Genomic DNA, 16402 nt, shown 5'->3' with positions numbered 1-16402 from the left:
TTTCGGCTATGATGGCAATAACAACGTTGTTATTAAGCGCGTTCCAGTTGGCGCAATTGGGGGATGGACATGAATTTGTTTGATTTGACGGGCACCGTTTCCGTCGTCATCGGCGGCAACGGCGTGCTGGGCGGAGCGATGTCGGAAGCGCTTGCGGGCGCGGGCTCCAAGGTTGCCGTCGTCGGCAGGGATATGGAAAAGGCGGAAGCCGTTCGCTTGCGCATCGCCGAAGCGGGAGGAGAGGCGGCGACGTTCGCGGCCGACGCCACCCGCGAGGAAGATTTGCGCGAAGTGCTTCGCCGGGTACTCGAATGGGGCGGACGCGTCGATACGGTCGTCCACTGTGCGGGGATGAACAGCCCGACTCCGTTTTTCGAGCTGAAGATGGAAGAATGGGACCGCATTATGGACGTCAACCTGAAGAGCGCGGTCGTCACGGCGCAAATTTTCGGCAAGCATTTGATCGACCAGGGCGAGGGAGGCTCGATCGTCAACATTTCCTCCGTGTCGTCCGATCCGCCGTTGTCCAAGGTGTTCACGTATTCCGCTTCGAAAGCGGGCATCAACAGCATCACCAAATTTCTCGCGCGCGAATTCGCCCCGCATAACGTGCGGGTGAACGCCATTATTCCGGGCTTTTTCCCGGCCGAGCAAAACCGCAAAATCCTGTCCCCCGAGCGGGTGCAGTCGATTATGGGCCACACCCCGATGGGGCGTTTCGGCAATCCGGAGGAGCTGCAGGGCGCGATCGTTTATCTCGCGTCGGCCAAGGCGTCTTCGTTCGTGACCGGAACGACGCTGCGGGTCGACGGCGGATTCGGGGCGATGACGATATGAACGACATTTTGACGAAGCTGCTGGAAGGAATCCCGATTCCGAAAATGGTCCGCATTCGCCAAAAGTTCGCCGACGACAAGCTGGCGGACCCGATCGGCGAACTGGCCGCGAAACTGCGCGCCGCCCCCGCGGCGGCCGTCAAGCCGGGGCAGAAGGTGGCGGTGGCCGTCGGCAGCCGCGGCGTCTCGCGCATCGACGAGCTGACGAAGGCGGTCATCGACGATTTGAAGCGCCAGGGGGCCGAGCCGTTCATCGTGCCTTGCATGGGCAGCCATGGCGGGGCGACGGCCGAAGGGCAGAAGGACGTGCTCGCGCATCTGGGCGTTTCCGAGGAGCGGATGGGCGCTCCGGTCCGTTCCTCGATGGAAGTCGTTTTGCTGGATCGCCTGCCGAACGGACTTCCGGTATACTGCGACGCCATCGCCGCCAAAGAGGCCGACGTCATTGTCGTCATCAACCGGATCAAGCCGCACACGGCGTTCCGCGGCAAGGTCGAAAGCGGCCTGCTGAAAATGATCGCGATCGGGCTCGGCAAGCAAAAAGGCGCGGAAGCGTGCCACCAGCTCGGCTTCAAGTATATGGCGGAAAACGTGCCCGCGATGGCCGAGGTGATGCTTCAGAAGCTGCCGATCATCTACGGCGTGGCCGTCGTGGAAAACGCCTACGACCAGATTTGCCGGGTCGAAGTAGTGGCCGCGTCCGAGATGCTGGAGAAGGAGCCACCTTTGCTGGAGGAAGCGAAATCCCGTCTTCCGCAAATTCTTTTTCCGCAAATCGACGTGCTCGTCATCGACTACATCGGGAAAAACATCAGCGGAGACGGCGCCGACCCGAACATTACCGGGCGCTATCCGACGCCTTACGCGTTCGGCGGCCCCGAAGTGACGAAGATGGTCGTGCTCGATCTTACGCCCGAATCCAAAGGCAACGCGAACGGCGTCGGCACGGCGGACTTTACGACGCAGCGGCTCGTGGACAAAACGGATTGGCCGGGCACGTACGCCAACGGCCTGACTTCGACCGTATGCGCGCCGACGAAGCAGGCGACGACGCTGCCGAACGACCGGGAAGCGATCAAAGCCGCGGTCAAGACGTGCAACATCCTCGATTACGAGCAATGCAGGCTCGTTCGTATCCGCGATACGCTGCATCTCGGCGAGATCGAGATTTCGGAGACGCTGCTGCCCGAGGCGCTGAAGCATCCGCAGATCGAAGTGCTGGAAGGGCCTTACGAGTTCGAATTCGACGAGGAAGGATATTTGCCGAAATGAGCGGAACGACTTCTTGCGTTTTGGCGGTCGACATCGGAACGACGAGCACGAAGACGCTGGCCATCGATTCGGACGGCAACGTCCTGGCGAGCCGCTCGCAGGGCTACCCGCTGCATACGCCGAAGCCGGGCTATGCGGAGCAGGACCCGGAGGAGATTTTCGAGGCGGTCGCGCGGACGATCCGGGACACGGCAGAGGCGGCGGGATTGCGGCCGGACCAGGTGCTGTGCGTTTCGTTCAGCGCCGCGATGCACAGCCTGATCGGGGTCGACGGCGCGGGAATTCCCCTCACGCCGAGCCTGACGTTCGCCGATCAGCGAAGCGCGGAGCAGGCGGACCGGCTCAACCGGGACGGCTCGGGGCTCGAGGTGTATTTGCGCACGGGAACGCCCGTGCATCCGATGTCGCCGCTCGTCAAGCTGATCTGGATGCGGGAGCGGCAGCCCGAGCTGTTCGCCTCCGTCCGCAAATGGATCGGCATCAAGGAATACGTGCTGATGCGGCTGTTCGGGCGCTATGTCGTCGACCATTCGATCGCCAGCGCGACCGGATTGTTTAACTTGCGGACGCTGGACTGGGACGAAGGCGCGCTCAAGCTGGCGGGCATCGCGCCGGAGCAATTGCCGGAGCCGAAGCCGACGACCTTCCGGCTGACCGGGCTCCCGGAAACGGCCGCGCGGCGGCTCGGCCTTGCGCCGGATACCCCGTTTGTCCTCGGCGCGTCGGACGGCGTGCTGGCCAATCTGGGCATCGGCGCGGCCGGGCCGGGGCTGTTCGCCGTCACGATCGGCACGAGCAGCGCCGTCCGCGCCATGGTCGGCGAACCGTCGCTCGATCCGCAAGGACGGCTGTTCTGTTACGCGCTCACCGAAGACCGCTGGGTCGTCGGAGGAGCCTCCAACAACGGCGGCATCGTGGCCCAATGGGCGGCCGAACGATTGTACCCGGGCCGGCCGATGGAAGAGGTTGTGCCGTTGACGGAATCGGTGCCGCCCGGCTCCAACGGCTTGCTCATGATGCCGCTGCTTTCCGGCGAGCGGGCGCCGTTCTGGGACGCTCACGCGCGGGGAACGTGGTTCGGCCTGACGCTCGCCCACAAGGAGGAGCATTTGCTCAAGGCCGGACTGGAAGGCGTCCTTTTTCAAATTCGCGCGATTCAAACGCTTCTGGAGGAACGCGCGGGATCTCCGGATCGGTTGCTCGCTTCGGGCGGATTTGCCCGTTCGGCGGCCTGGTGTCAAATGGCGGCCGACTTGCTCGGCGTTCCCGTCGCCGTGCCCGAAATCATCGAGAGCTCCGGGCTTGGAGCGGCGCAGCTCGGATTTTACGCCATGGAGGACGGCCAAGGGCCGCTGCTGCGCTGGCCCGGCACCGTTTCGCAAGTCTACGAGCCGAACCCGGAGCGCGCGAACGCCTACCGCGAACTTTTTCCGATTTATCTCGGATTGTATGATAAGCTAAAAGACAGCATGAAGGACCTTACCGGCTTTGAACAGCGGCAAGCGCTCCCGGGCTAAAAAGGAGGGACGGCTTCGATGGCGCAAGAGGCGGAGAAATATGAAAAGCTCCAGGCCATTTTGACCGAAATGGAGTCGGTGGTAATCGCTTTTTCCGGCGGGGTGGACAGCACGTTTTTGCTGAAGGCGGCATTGGATACGCTCGGTCCGCAGCGGGTGCTGGCCGTAACCGCCGACTCGGAAACGTATCCGTCCGAGGAACTGGAAGAAGCGCGCAGGCTGGCCAAGCAATTGGGAGCTTCCCACGAGGTCATCGAAACGTCGGAGCTTGCCATTCCCGGCTACAAAGAGAATAACGGCAATCGCTGCTATTTTTGCAAAAAAAGCTTGTTCGAGCATTTGACGCCATTCGTCAGCGGCGGGCGTTACCGGCACGTCGCGTACGGATTGATCGCCGACGACATGAACGAACACCGTCCCGGCATTCGCGCGGCCCGCGAGCACGGCGCGCGGGGACCGCTGCAGGAGGCGGGACTTTACAAGGAAGAAATTCGCGCCTTGTCCCGCCAGATGGGATTGCCCACTTGGGATAAGCCCTCCTTCGCCTGCCTTTCGTCGCGAATCGCCTACGGCGAAACGATCACGATGGAAAAGCTGACCCGAGTGGGGCAGGCGGAGCGTTTCGTCCGGTCGCTTGGCATTCGCCAGGTGCGGGTACGATCGCACGGCGACGTCGCCCGCATCGAGGTGGAGCCCCGGGATATGGCGCGCCTCGTCGAACGCGGCGCCGATATCGTCCGGGAGTTGAGAGAAATTGGGTATACGCATGTCGCAATGGATTTGGCGGGCTATGCGAGCGGAAGCATGAATCGGGCATTGGAGCGTGCGAAGGCGTGAACGGCGGATTCGAGGATATGGATTTTTGCAAGCTGGACGTAGCAAGAGAAGAACGAACCGGGCATCCCGAGGTCGTGTTCGGACCGGGAAAAACGGCGGAACAAGCGTCGGCCATATTCGCCAAGCTGGTGGAAAAGCACGGCCGGGCGCTGCTCACCCGATCGTCGTCGGAGATGGCAGCGGCGATTCTGTCCGCGTTCCCGGAAGCCAAGCATGACCCGAGGTCGGGGCTTGTCGTTTACGGAACGTCGCCCAGGCGGTTTCCCGGGAAGGTCTCCGTTCTTACCGGAGGAACCGGGGACATCCCGGTAGCCGAGGAAGCGGCCGGAACGGCCGAATGGATGGGCTGCGAAATCGAGCGCATCTATGACGTGGGCGTGGCGGGCATCGACCGGATTTTGGCCCAGCGGGACCGCATTCGGGAAGCGAACGTCGTCATCGTCGTCGCCGGCATGGAGGGAGCGCTGGCCAGCGTCGTGGGAGGCATGGTTCGCAGGCCCGTCATCGCGGTACCGACATCCGTCGGCTATGGCGCGCATTTTCAAGGCTTGACGCCGCTGCTCTCCATGCTGACCTCGTGCGCGGCGGGCGTATCCGTCGTCAATATCGACAACGGCTTCGGCGCCGGCTACAATGCGGCGATGATCCAACAACTGGCGGCGGAGGCGGCGCGATGAGCGACATGAAAACGACTCTTTATCTGGACTGTTTTTCCGGCATCGCGGGGGATATGACGCTGGCGGCGCTCGTCGACCTCGGGGCCGATCCGGCCTACATCGAATCGCATTTGCGCAAGCTGCCGCTAGATCCGTTCGCGATGGCGTTCGTGCCCGTCGTCCGCCGCGGCATTTCCGCCAAGCTGCTCAAGCTGACTTTTTCCGAGCCTGGCCATGAACCCGGTCACGACCATAGCCACGGACATGCGCACCATCACGGCCACGATCACGACCACAGCCACGGGCATGCGCACCATCACGGCCACGATCACGACCACAGCCACGGGCATGCGCATCACCACGGCCATGATCATGAACATAGCCATGATCACGACCATAGCCACGGACATGCGCACCATCACAGCCACGATCACGACCACAGCCACGGGCATGCGCATGCGCACTCGCACGACCATGAGCATCGCAAGGCGGCCGATATTCTCGCGATGATTTCGAACTCCGAGCTGCCGCCCCGCGTAAAAGAGCGCAGCCGAAGCGTATTTACGCTCATCGCAGCCGCGGAGGGTAAAATTCACGGCATCGATCCCGCCGAAGTGCATTTTCACGAAGTCGGCGCGATGGACTCGATCGTCGACATTATCGGCGTTTGTTTGGCGCTTGAGGATTTAGGGGTCGAAGACATCGTAGCCTCGCCGATTCCGACCGGCATGGGCAAAGTGCGGATCGCGCACGGACTGTATCCGGTACCGGCGCCGGCGACGGCCGAACTTCTTCGCGGCGTTCCGCTGGCCTCCTTTCCCGTCAGCGCCGAGCTGACGACTCCGACCGGAGCGGGCCTTGCGAAGGCGCTGGCTTCCGAGTTCGGTGCGATTCCCGAAGGGACGATGGACAGGATCGGGTACGGGGCGGGCAACAAGGACTTCGAGCATCCGAACGTGCTCCGGGCGATTTTGCTGAAGCGAACGAAGTCGTCTTCGCCAGGCGAGAAAGTCGTCGTCCTGGAAGCGCAAATCGACGACGCGACGGGTGAAACGATGGGCTATGCGATGGAGCGATTGTTTGCGTCCGGAGCGCTGGACGTGTTTTACGCGCCCGTATATATGAAAAAAAACCGCCCCGGCGTGCACGTCACCGTCATTTGTTTGCCGGTCGATGCCGATGCCTGTGAAACGACGCTGCTTAAGGAGACGACCACTTTCGGAGTCCGCAGAAGCGAGCGAACCCGGCGAATGCTGGAACGAAAGTGGCAGCAAGTCGAAACGCCTTTCGGCATCGTGCGGGTCAAGCTCGGCTACGAAAAAGATAAGCTGGTCCAGGCTTCGCCAGAGTTTGAGGACGCCGCGCAAGCGGCAAAAGCCTACGGGGTCTCCCTTCGTACGGTTTATCGGGAAACGCTGAAGCGATTCGGGGAGATCGACTCCTAAAAATAGATTTGTTGCAACTCCGGGGCAAAATGAGGGACGATAACGTCAATTAGGCATTTACCCCGGACTATTTTTCTAAATGAAAATAACAACGTTGTTATCATGAGAGGAGAAGGTTGGATATGGGAGCTCAATCGGTGATTGAACAAGTCGCGGCAGGAAATGCATATGTTTATCCTCGTTCCAAGCACGAACATGAAGGGACCAAGCTGCAAATCGTGAAGGCCGCCGATCGCAAATACATTTTGGCCGAAGGAAGCGGCAAGCTTATCGACGAGCTTGAAGGCGAAACGGCAAACGGCGTCAAGCTGTGCGAGCTGTCGCATGCCAACCGTCTGGTCATTAACAAGTTTTTTCCGTTTACCGTTCCGCAAGCGTTCGGCAAGCAAAGCACGACGATCGGACTTGGAGACCGACTTGGCATTGCCGGACCGGGTCATTTGCAAACGGTAAAAGGCCGTGCGATCCATCCCATTCTGGCCCAGCAAAGCATTCGCGAGCTTGCCCTGACCGGCCGCGATTATAAGCAGGTCATCGACGCGGCTGCTTATGCGGCGCTTCAGGAAGGCTATACGGAAGGCTACGGCGCGGACGGGGACCATTTGAAAAAAGAAGAAGACATCCGCATGTCGCTCGATCTAGGGTTTACGATGCTGACGCTGGATTGCTCCGAACAAATCGACAACGCGGCCGCCCAAGCGGACGAAGCGGAAGTCAACCGCAAATACGAAGCTTTGCCGGAGGCCGTTCGCACCCATTATGAGTCCAACTATTTGAACAAAACGTTTACGGCAGGTTCGCAATCGATCCATTTCGACGCCGCTACGCTGAAACGCGATGTGCTCGTGTACCATGAAGCGATCGAGTTTATGGTTTTTATTTACGAAAAGTACATTAAAACCGCCGACCGCGCCGTCGATTTCGAAATTTCGATCGATGAAACGCTGACGCCTACGGCTCCCGGATCGCACTTCCTCGTCGCTTCGGAACTGAACGCCAAAAACGTCGACATTTTCAGCATGGCTCCCCGGTTCATCGGCGAATTCCAAAAAGGAATCGACTATATCGGGGATCTCGCCCAATTTGAGCAGGAGCTGGCCGTTCACGCGGCGATTGCCGATCATTTCGGCTACAAGCTGAGCATTCACTCCGGCAGCGACAAATTCAGCGTGTTCGCGCTTGTCGGCAAATATACGAACGGCCGCTTCCACGTCAAGACGGCAGGCACGAACTGGCTGGAAGCCGTGCGGATCGTCGCTCGAACGAACCCGTCATTGTACCGCAAGATGCATCAATATGCTCTGGAGCATTTCGAAGAAGCGACGGCTTATTATCATGTCACGACAAATCTGGACAACATCCGGCCGCTGAAGGAAGTTACCGACGAAGAATTGCCGAAATACATGGAGGAAAACGACGCTCGCCAGCTTCTGCATATTACGTACGGCATCCTGTTGCAGGCCAAGCGGGAGGACGGATCCAGCCTGTTCCGCGACGAGTTTTTCCGAACGTTGAGCGAGCGGGAAGAAGACTATGCCCATGCGCTCAAAAAGCATATCGGCAAGCATTTGGATTTGCTCGGAGTCAAATAAACGGTTGAAACGGGTTAAAGCCTGAAGTTCCCCGAGCGGGGCTTCGGGCTTTTTTTGGGGGCCGGTCTCGGAGAGGTATGTTTCTCTTTTTTCCCCCTTACGACGGTATCCCGTTCACTCAGAAGTTCGCCAAAACGATTTTACCGCAAAAATTCGCTAGTCACGATCACCCTCACCAGAACGAATTGCCGCAAAAGATTCGCTAGTCACAAAATCATCACCCGGGACAAATTGCCGCAAAAGATTCGCTAGTCACAATCATCCCGCCAAGGACCAACTATTACAAGAATTCGCTAGTCGCGAAATTCCCGCCAGGACACATTGCCGAAAAAAACCGCTTGTTACGAAATCCCGTTCGCTCAGGAAATGAAACTGCGTTATTATTGTGCCTGAGGCAATCCCCCCACGGCAAGCAGAAACCCGATAATCGCAAAAGAAACGGAACAACCGTAGACGGTAATTAGCTGTAATATGGAATCGGAATAGCTTTTTGAAGGTGATCGGGTGTGGAACCGTTAAGGGCAAACGGCAGCTTGGGACCGTGGTGGCTTATAGAAGATAATCCACGGTATGAAAGCGGAATGGCTTATAGAAGATAATCGACAGCGTGGAATCGCAGTGGCTTGCAGCAATCGGCGGCGTAAAACCGTAGCGGCATATAAAAGACATTCGGCGGCATGAAACCGGAACGGACATAAACGGTAATCGGCACCAGTATGAACATCGAACGTGCATGGAAGGAATCAAATCAGAGTAAATCATTTTGGAAGCCGACCCGTAAATAGGCCGAATCGTGGGTAAGAATCATCAAATAGAGTTTCATTCAATTCAACTCAACTTGCAGATGGGAAGTAGGCGGGAGGAATAGCGGCAAGCGAGCGAACGTGCTTGCTCTTGCCGGGCGTCCCCGTCAAAGCCGGATAGGTGATGGTGGACCGCGTTGCGCAGTCGATTAACAGCTCGATGAAAATCATCCCCGCTTGCCGGTTCCACAAATAGCAAAAATGCTCCAGATACGCCTGCAGATGCTTGCTGCTGATGCCGCGAAATAAGTCCGCCAGCCAGTTTTCGGCGGTTTTGAAAATCCGCTTCAGCTTTCCGGAACGATAGCGCATGAGGCGCCAACGAAGATCGACATCGGCCTCCTCGTCTACCCATTCCTCCTCGAACCGATCCCGATCGGATATTTCGGGCGCCCGGCTGCGGGGCGTTTTGGGCTGCTTTTTGATTTTGATCCGGGACATCTCCTCGCAGAGGCCCACGCTGGCGCCGACGATCACGGGCTGTTCCTGCTTGTGCCCTTCTGCGGAGGCGCGGAATTTTTCGCTGTATATCGCGTTGATCATGCAGACGGTGCCGGTGAGCAGCTGTCCGTCCTCCGCTTGCCGCATGGCATGACGAATTTTGTGGCACATGAGCCAGCTTGTTTTATAGGTAACGCCGATCCGTTCGGACAATTGCACGGCATTGATATCGTCGGGCTGGGCATGCAGAAAAAGAGCCTGAAACCAGAGCCGAAGCGGCGTGCGGCTGCCCTCCATAATCGTGCCGACCGTAAGCGATGTTTGCTTGCCGCAAGCGCGGCAGTCGTATAAAGGAAGCCGGCGGGTGGAAGTGACGGAAGCGTGAGGATGCGCGCAGCGAGGACAGCGGAAGCCATGGGGCCATTTTGCCTGAAACAAGATCCGGATACAGTGGCTTTCATCGCGAACCAACTCGCAAAACTCCTCAAAGGACATCAGCTCGATCACGGCGCATTCCTCCGATTCGGCAACGGGATTGTTTTTTCTGATTCAATTTTACCAAACAAATGTTCTTATTTCAATAATAAATGCCAATAAAAGTCATTCAAAACTTCTCGAATTTCTCGCGCATGGACAAGAATCGGGCCGGTTACGAAGAGCAAAGGAGAAGCCGAATTATCTGAGCGAAGGGGATACCGTAAATAGGGAGTTAGAACGGGAGATTGGCTTTCGGAGCATCTGAGCCGACGGGATATCGTAATAAGGGAAAGAAATTTAAGATTAGACGGCTCAAGGGTTCTAGAGGGCCAGGGAAGCTGAGGGAGCAGGAAAGCTGGGGAGCCATCGCATGGAGCCGGGAATCGCATGGAGCCGGGAATCGCATGGAGCCGGGAATCGCAGGGAGCCGGGAATCGCAGGGAACCGGGGAAACGCGGGGGAGACGGTGAGACCGGGAGCCGGGGGAACGCGGGGGAGGCGGTGAGGCTCGGAGCCGAGTAACCGTAGAGACGGGGAGCGAAGAAGCACTGAGGCAACGGGAACCCGCACCCAAACGTCGCTACAGCGCTCGCCCGCCCCGGGATTCGCGAAACTGGCCGGGGGTAATGCCTTCCTGTTTGCGGAAGGAGCGAATGAAGTTTTGGGAATTGTTGTAGCGCAATTTGGCCGCGATGTCTTTGATCGGGATGTCGGTTTCGGCGAGCCATTTTTTGGCCGTTTGAAACCGGTAGGCGGTCAAATATTCGCTGAACGACCGGCCCGTTTCCTTGCGAAATACGCTGCTCAGGTAATTTGGATTGTAGTGGAGCCTCGCGGCGCATTCCTCCAGCGTCAAATCGGTATCGTAGTAGCGGTGGACGAGATCGATGATTTTTTCGGAAATGTTGGCGTACTGCGCTTCCTGCCGGTCACGGAAAATGCGGAGCATCGGATGCACGACGCACGACCAAAACCAGTCCTCGATTTCGGCGGACGTGTTCAGCTCCAGAAGATCCTCGTACAGCGTGCTCCGCTCCGGGTGAATGACGCTAACGGCAATGCCCGATTCCTGCATGACGACGAGCAGGTTGTTCAATAGCCGGGTAAGCGGGATCTGGCACTCCCGAGGCGACGTTTCGGAGGCGAAAACGGGCACGAGAAACTGGTGCAGAAGCTCTTTCGCCCGGTCTTTGTCCGCCAGCTTGACGGCTTCGATCAGCTCGTTTTCGAGCTGGTGCGGGTAATGCAAGCTAAGGACGTGCTTGCCCGCGTTCAGGTGCTCGTATTGCACGATGATGCCGCCGCCCAGCTTGAGTCTTTGGCGAAGCGCCTCCAGTCCTTCGCGATACGCGTTGGACAGATCCTCGAGCCTCCGGAAAGGCAGGCTGATGCCAATGCTGACGGTCAGACGCAAGTAGTCGGCGATTTTTTTCTGCAATTCCTCGGTCAGCGCGATGATTTCCTCTTTAAATGAGGCCGAGTGGGCCGTTTTCGAAAATTCCGCCGCTCCCGCCGATGCCGGAGATGCCGAAGATGCCGCCGCTTCCACCGATTCCGCAGATTCAGCAGATGCCGAAGATGCTGCCGATTCCGCGAGATACGTCCGGTCCCCCGCGCGGCCGCCGACGGTCAGCACGACCGTATGCTCGACGGTAACCGGGGCCAGGCGGCGTTCGGCGGGGATGATTTCCTCGATCATATTTTGGATGGCGAACAGGAGCAGCTCCGCGTCGCGCTTTTCGTAGCCGGTCGATTCGAGCGAATCGATCTGGAGAGTAAGCACCGCCTTCAGTTCCCAGTCGCGGATGCGCTCGCCGTAGCCGAAACGTTCGAGCTGATCCTCCAGTTCGCTCGGCTTGCCGCCGCCTTGGTACGCTTTCATTAAATAAAAGGCGGACACCTGGCGGATATGCCGGTGCACCTCTTGCTCCAGCCTCGATTTGGACTGGAACAAATGGCGCACCCGCTCGCCGATCACCTGGAATTCGTCGCTCCGGTTTTTCCGGCCGGTCGCCGCGCCCGCGTCCAACTGCAGCATAAGCTGTTGAACGGGAGAGTACATCCGGCGGGAGCCGATCCAGGCCAGCGAGAGCATGAACAGCAGCATGAATAAGCAGACCAGCAGCGTGTACATGCCGATTTTGTCCGATTCCTTGGTCAGGCTGCCGATCGACGTGAACGAGACATAAGTCCAATTGTTATATGGGGAGCGGTAATAAGTAACCGAGTAAGGCTGCTGATCGATATCCGCGCGGAACTGGCCGCTGTCTCCCGAGAATTTGTCCGTTTCGGCCAATCCGGCGGCTTCCAGCGGCTGCCCGATCAGCTCCGGATCCGGGTGCAGCAGCAGCCGGCCGTCCTCGCCGACGACCATGAGCCGGTCGTCCCGCTCCGCGTTTCCGCTCAAGAAATCCTGAAGAGCGCAGGCCGGAATGTTGGCGAGCGCGAGCCCGCTTTTATCCAATCCGTTGACCGGAAGCTTCTTCGCCAGACTGATGCTGTATCGGCATGGCGCGCTGCCCGCGTTTTCCTCGCTGTAAAACCAATCGGAAGGGTTCAGCATCCAGGCGCTGTCTCCGGAAGAGTCGACCAATTTGTCGATTTCGTCATAATGGGCATACTCGTCAAACCGGTAGAGCCCGGAATTTTTGACCATCCAGTTGTAATCCCGGTTGATGAGCACGACGTCCTCCAGCCGCGTATCGAAAGATTGCATGTGACGAAGTTCGTTTCTTAGGTTATCATAGAGCGTGAAATCGTTTACAGAAAGCGGGTTGCCCATCGCGCGTTTGAGCACGGTCGAGTTCAGCACCTGGTTCAGCGTGTGGTTGACAGTGACAAGAATTTGCTCTACATTGGCATTAATTTGAATTAATAGCTGTATTTTCCCTTTGTTGACGTGACTTTGAATTTCCCGGGACGAGGTGGCATACGAGAACAAGCCGATGAACAGCACGGGTAGCGTGCTCAGCAGAAACCCGAATACGGTAAGCTTGGTCAGAAAACTGGTAGAGCGCATCGGCAGCCAACACCTTATCTCGAATAAGTGATAGTTCCATTGTAGCCAGTCGGCCGGAACGGAACAACAATCATCTGATCAGGCGATAATCATTTCGTTGTTTTCGCGCGTTTTTCAAGGAATCGGGGAGGAAACCTGGATGATCAAGCTACGGAAAATGGCGATTTTGCTGCCGATCGGCGCTTTGCTCGCGTCGTGCGCGATGGCGGCGCCGGCCGGGACGAAGCCGCTCGCGGAAGAACGGCCGGTGTTGACGGTGATGGCCCCGCTCCATTTTCCGCAAACGCCTTCCGAATCGCTGCTCGCCGAAATCGAGGACGGAACCGGAACGAAGCTGGAAATCGAATGGGTGCCGGACGGCATTTACACGGACAAAATGAATACGGCGCTGACGACGAATACGCTCAAAAAAGCGACGTTCGTCAAGCATACCGATTACATGTTCATGAAAACGGCGATCCGGTCGGGCGCGTTTTGGGAAATCGGGCCTTATCTCGACGAATATCCGAATCTACGGCGGCTGGACGAATCGATTTTGAAGCAGACCGCATTGGACGGGAAAATTTACGGCCTGTATACGGAACGGCCTTCCTCGCGGCAAGGCGTCATTCTCCGCGCCGACTGGCTGGAGAAGCTGGGGCTCAAGGAGCCGGGCACGATCGACGAGCTGTACGAGGTGATGCGCAGGTTTGCGCAGGACGATCCGGACGGCAACGGCATAAACGACACGTACGGTCTTACCGATCGCAACGATCTCGTATTCGGCGCGTTCAAGACGCTCAGCTCCTACTTCGGCGCGCCCAACAATTGGGGCGTGGAGAACCGTCGGCTTGTCCCGGAGTTCAAAACGCAAGCCTACATGGAAACGATGAATTTTATGAAAAGGCTTTATTCGGAAGGCATCGTCAATCCCGACTTCGCCGTGACCAGCAAAGAGAAGCAGCGCGACCTGCTCATTCGCGGCAAGGCGGGCGTTTACATCGGCAGCATGACCGACGTTCAGCGGCTGTCGGACGAAGCGGCGCTCGTCAATCCGGACGCCCGATTTACGGTCGTCAACCGGATCGAAGGGCCCCACGGTTATCGCATATGGTCGATTCCGAATTATAACGGCTTGTATTTGTTTTCCAAAAAGGCGATCAAAACGGAGGAGGAGCTGAAGCGGATTCTTGGCTTTTTCGACCGGACGATGGACGCGGATGTCGCGAACTTGATGAAGTACGGCCACGAGGGCCGCCACTATGTCAAAGACGGAGAGTTCGTGGTGCTGCCGCAGGAAAGCACGCGGCTTCGCGTCATGGAAGTGAATGCCCTGTATACGCTGATGATCGCGGATATGAGCAACCCGAATCTGATGAAAATCAAGGAGCAGGAGTCGCTGACGGAAATCGCGGAGCGGCTTACCTCGGACAACGAGAAGTTCATCGTTCGCGATCCGACGGTCAGCCTGGAGTCCGTCACGTACGACGAGCGAAATGCGGAGCTGAACAAAATCATATCAGACGCGACTTACAATTATATCTTGGGCCAGCTGGACGAGGCGGGGTTCAAAAAGGAAATCGAGCGCTGGAAGCAAAACGGAGGCGATCAAATTATTAAGGAGTTTACGCAAGGCTATTTCGGCTCGGCGAAATGAACGGCGAATCGCGGAAACGAATGGCGAGCGGGGCCAAACAACGGTGCGGCGAACCATCGGACGGTCATCCGGATGCATTCCGGGCGGCCGTCTTTTTCATTTCGTTGACGATTCGAGAGCGGTCCGGGTGTCATTTTGGCCGAGAATAATCATTTTTTCACGCGGGCCGGCCGGACGGCTCGACCTGAGCAAAGGATTGTATACGCAACCGTTCGCCGGGGTGTAGTGTTCAAGGTGCAGGACCGGAAATCCAATTTCAAAAAAAGATGGAGGTCTACGAAACATGAACAGAAAGCCTTTATCGCTCGCGCTTTGCACGGCGACCGCGCTTGCCATGCTGCTCGGGGCGTGCGCCACCGGGGGAAGCAATAACGCGTCGCCGTCCGCATCCGGCGGAGCGGCGCCTTCCGGCGCGAGCCCGAGCGCAAGCGCGGAAGCGCCGGCGGACGAAAAGCCGACCGAAATTACGATCATGCTGCCGCTCAACACGGCGGAGACGCCGCCCGACCGCATCAAAACCGAAGTCGAAAAGCTCACGAACACCAAGCTGACGTATCAATTTTTCCCGGCGGACACTTACGAAGAGAAATTGAACTCGTCGTTCGCCACCGGAACGCTGCCGCAGGTCACGTATTTGAAAAACTCCACGACGTTCCTGCTCATGAGGGAAGCGATCAAGGACGGCCAGTTCTGGGAAATCGGGCCTTACCTGTCGGAGTTTCCGAACCTGAGCAAGCTGAAGCCGGAAATTTTGGACAATACGAAGGTCGAAGGCAAGCTGTACTCGCTGTACATCGGCCGCCCGCTGGCGCGCCAGGGCATCATTTACCGCAAGGACTGGGCGGACAAACTCGGCATCCAGCCGCCGGCAAACGTCGACGAGCTGTTCGAAATGGCGAAAGCGTTTACGGAAAAAGATCCCGACGGCAACGGCCAGGCGGACACGATCGGCATCGTCGACCGCAACGAACTCGTCTACGGCGCGTTCAAGACGGTTTCGGCCTGGTTCGGCACGCCGAACTACTGGGGCGAGCAGGACGGCAAGCTGCTGCCGGAGTTCATGTTCCCGCAGTACGTCGAGACGATGGACTTCTTCAAAAAGCTGCGCGACGGCGGCTACATGAACCAGGACTTCGCGGCGACGAGCAAAACCGACGCGGTCAAAATGTTCACGAGCGGCAAAGCCGGCATCTATATCGGCGGCTCGATGCAGGATATCGACTCGCTGAACAAGGATCTTATCAAAAACGTGCCGGAAGCCGTCCTGGACGTGCACAGCATGGTGGCCGGTCCCGACGGCGAGCTTCGCCAATGGATGATTCCGGGCTACAATAACGTCATTTTGTTCCCGAAAACGGCCGTCAAGGACGAAGCGGAGCTGAAAAAGATTTTGGCCTTCTTCGACAAAATGATGACGCCGGAAGTGGCGAATCTCATGTACTGGGGCATCGAAGGCGTCCACTACACGGTCGTCGACGGCAAAGCGAAGGTTTCCGACGACAAGGAGCTCGTGGAACGCGAAGTCAAAGGCTACAAGGACAGCGTCATCGGCGAGGCCGCGACGAACGGCATGTACGAAAGCCTGAACGAGCTGCCGGGGCGGATTCATGCCGAACAGCTCATCGTCGAAAACGAGAAAATCGGCGTCAAGGACCCGACGGCCGCGCTCGATTCGGCCACCTATGCCGAGAAAGGCGTGGAACTGCAGCAGATTATGACGGATGCGACGTATCAGTATATTTACGGGCAAATCGACAAGGCCGGCTTCGATAAAGCGATCGAAAGATGGAAAAAAGACGGCGGGGACAACATCATCGAGGAATTCAACGCCGCCAGGCAGTAACGGCGACCAGCACCCGATGATCCGACCC

11 protein-coding genes are annotated in these 16402 nt (G+C 58.0%); 9 read left to right on the top strand and 2 right to left on the bottom strand.

Features of this window, described 5'->3' with window-relative positions; all coding sequences use genetic code 11:
* Positions 1 to 69: 69 nt before the first annotated feature.
* The 7 genes from JW799_RS01585 (at position 70) to JW799_RS01555 (ending at position 8155) form a co-directional block, all read left to right on the top strand.
* The gene (locus JW799_RS01585) at positions 70 to 837 is read left to right on the top strand and encodes an SDR family oxidoreductase (RefSeq protein ID WP_205428389.1); all 768 of its coding nucleotides are present in this window, start codon (positions 70 to 72) and stop codon (positions 835 to 837) included.
* Positions 834 to 2108 carry a nickel pincer cofactor-dependent isomerase, group 22 gene (locus tag JW799_RS01580; RefSeq protein WP_205428388.1) on the top strand — a complete coding sequence of 425 codons (1275 nt, stop codon included), beginning with the start codon at positions 834 to 836 and terminating at the stop codon, positions 2106 to 2108. The genes JW799_RS01585 and JW799_RS01580 overlap by 4 nt, the downstream gene beginning before the upstream one ends.
* Entirely contained in the window at positions 2105 to 3625 is a 1521-nt protein-coding gene (locus JW799_RS01575) for a gluconokinase (RefSeq protein WP_080836348.1), read from the top strand. Before JW799_RS01580 ends, JW799_RS01575 begins: the two co-directional genes overlap by 4 nt.
* An 18-nt stretch (positions 3626 to 3643) precedes the next feature.
* On the top strand, positions 3644 to 4462 hold the full coding sequence (gene larE, locus JW799_RS01570) for an ATP-dependent sacrificial sulfur transferase LarE (protein ID WP_080836350.1): 819 nt from the start codon (positions 3644 to 3646) through the stop codon (positions 4460 to 4462).
* Positions 4459 to 5139 carry a nickel pincer cofactor biosynthesis protein LarB gene (gene larB, locus JW799_RS01565; protein ID WP_080836352.1) on the top strand — a complete coding sequence of 227 codons (681 nt, stop codon included), beginning with the start codon at positions 4459 to 4461 and terminating at the stop codon, positions 5137 to 5139. The genes larE and larB overlap by 4 nt, the downstream gene beginning before the upstream one ends.
* 5 nt (positions 5140 to 5144) lie before the next feature.
* On the top strand, positions 5145 to 6563 hold the full coding sequence (gene larC, locus JW799_RS01560) for a nickel pincer cofactor biosynthesis protein LarC (protein ID WP_205432762.1): 1419 nt from the start codon (positions 5145 to 5147) through the stop codon (positions 6561 to 6563).
* 122 nt (positions 6564 to 6685) lie between these two features.
* Positions 6686 to 8155 (top strand): tagaturonate epimerase family protein, encoded by a 1470-nt coding sequence (locus tag JW799_RS01555; protein WP_205428387.1) that lies wholly within the window; start codon positions 6686 to 6688, stop codon positions 8153 to 8155.
* 833 nt (positions 8156 to 8988) lie between these two features.
* Here the strand turns inward: JW799_RS01555 and JW799_RS01550 are convergent.
* Both JW799_RS01550 and JW799_RS28185 read right to left on the bottom strand, forming a co-directional pair.
* Positions 8989 to 9906, bottom strand: coding sequence for a transposase (locus JW799_RS01550; protein WP_205428385.1), 918 nt, complete (start codon positions 9904 to 9906; stop codon positions 8989 to 8991).
* 550 nt (positions 9907 to 10456) lie between these two features.
* Positions 10457 to 12895 carry a helix-turn-helix domain-containing protein gene (locus JW799_RS28185; protein WP_240353120.1) on the bottom strand — a complete coding sequence of 813 codons (2439 nt, stop codon included), beginning with the start codon at positions 12893 to 12895 and terminating at the stop codon, positions 10457 to 10459.
* 139 nt (positions 12896 to 13034) lie between these two features.
* On the opposite strand from JW799_RS28185, the gene JW799_RS01535 reads away from it, so the two are divergent.
* Together JW799_RS01535 and JW799_RS01530 are read left to right on the top strand one after the other, a co-directional pair.
* The gene (locus JW799_RS01535) at positions 13035 to 14531 is read left to right on the top strand and encodes an extracellular solute-binding protein (protein ID WP_080836361.1); all 1497 of its coding nucleotides are present in this window, start codon (positions 13035 to 13037) and stop codon (positions 14529 to 14531) included.
* Between the two features lie 283 nt (positions 14532 to 14814).
* Positions 14815 to 16374: an extracellular solute-binding protein gene (locus tag JW799_RS01530; RefSeq protein ID WP_080836363.1), complete on the top strand. Its 1560-nt coding sequence runs from the start codon at positions 14815 to 14817 to the stop codon at positions 16372 to 16374.
* The last annotated feature ends 28 nt before the right edge of the window (positions 16375 to 16402 follow it).

Source organism: Cohnella algarum, assembly GCF_016937515.1.
Lineage (GTDB): Bacteria > Bacillota > Bacilli > Paenibacillales > Paenibacillaceae > Cohnella > Cohnella algarum.
Note: the sequence above shows the minus strand (reverse complement) of the source record. Positions and strands in the feature narration are given on the sequence as shown.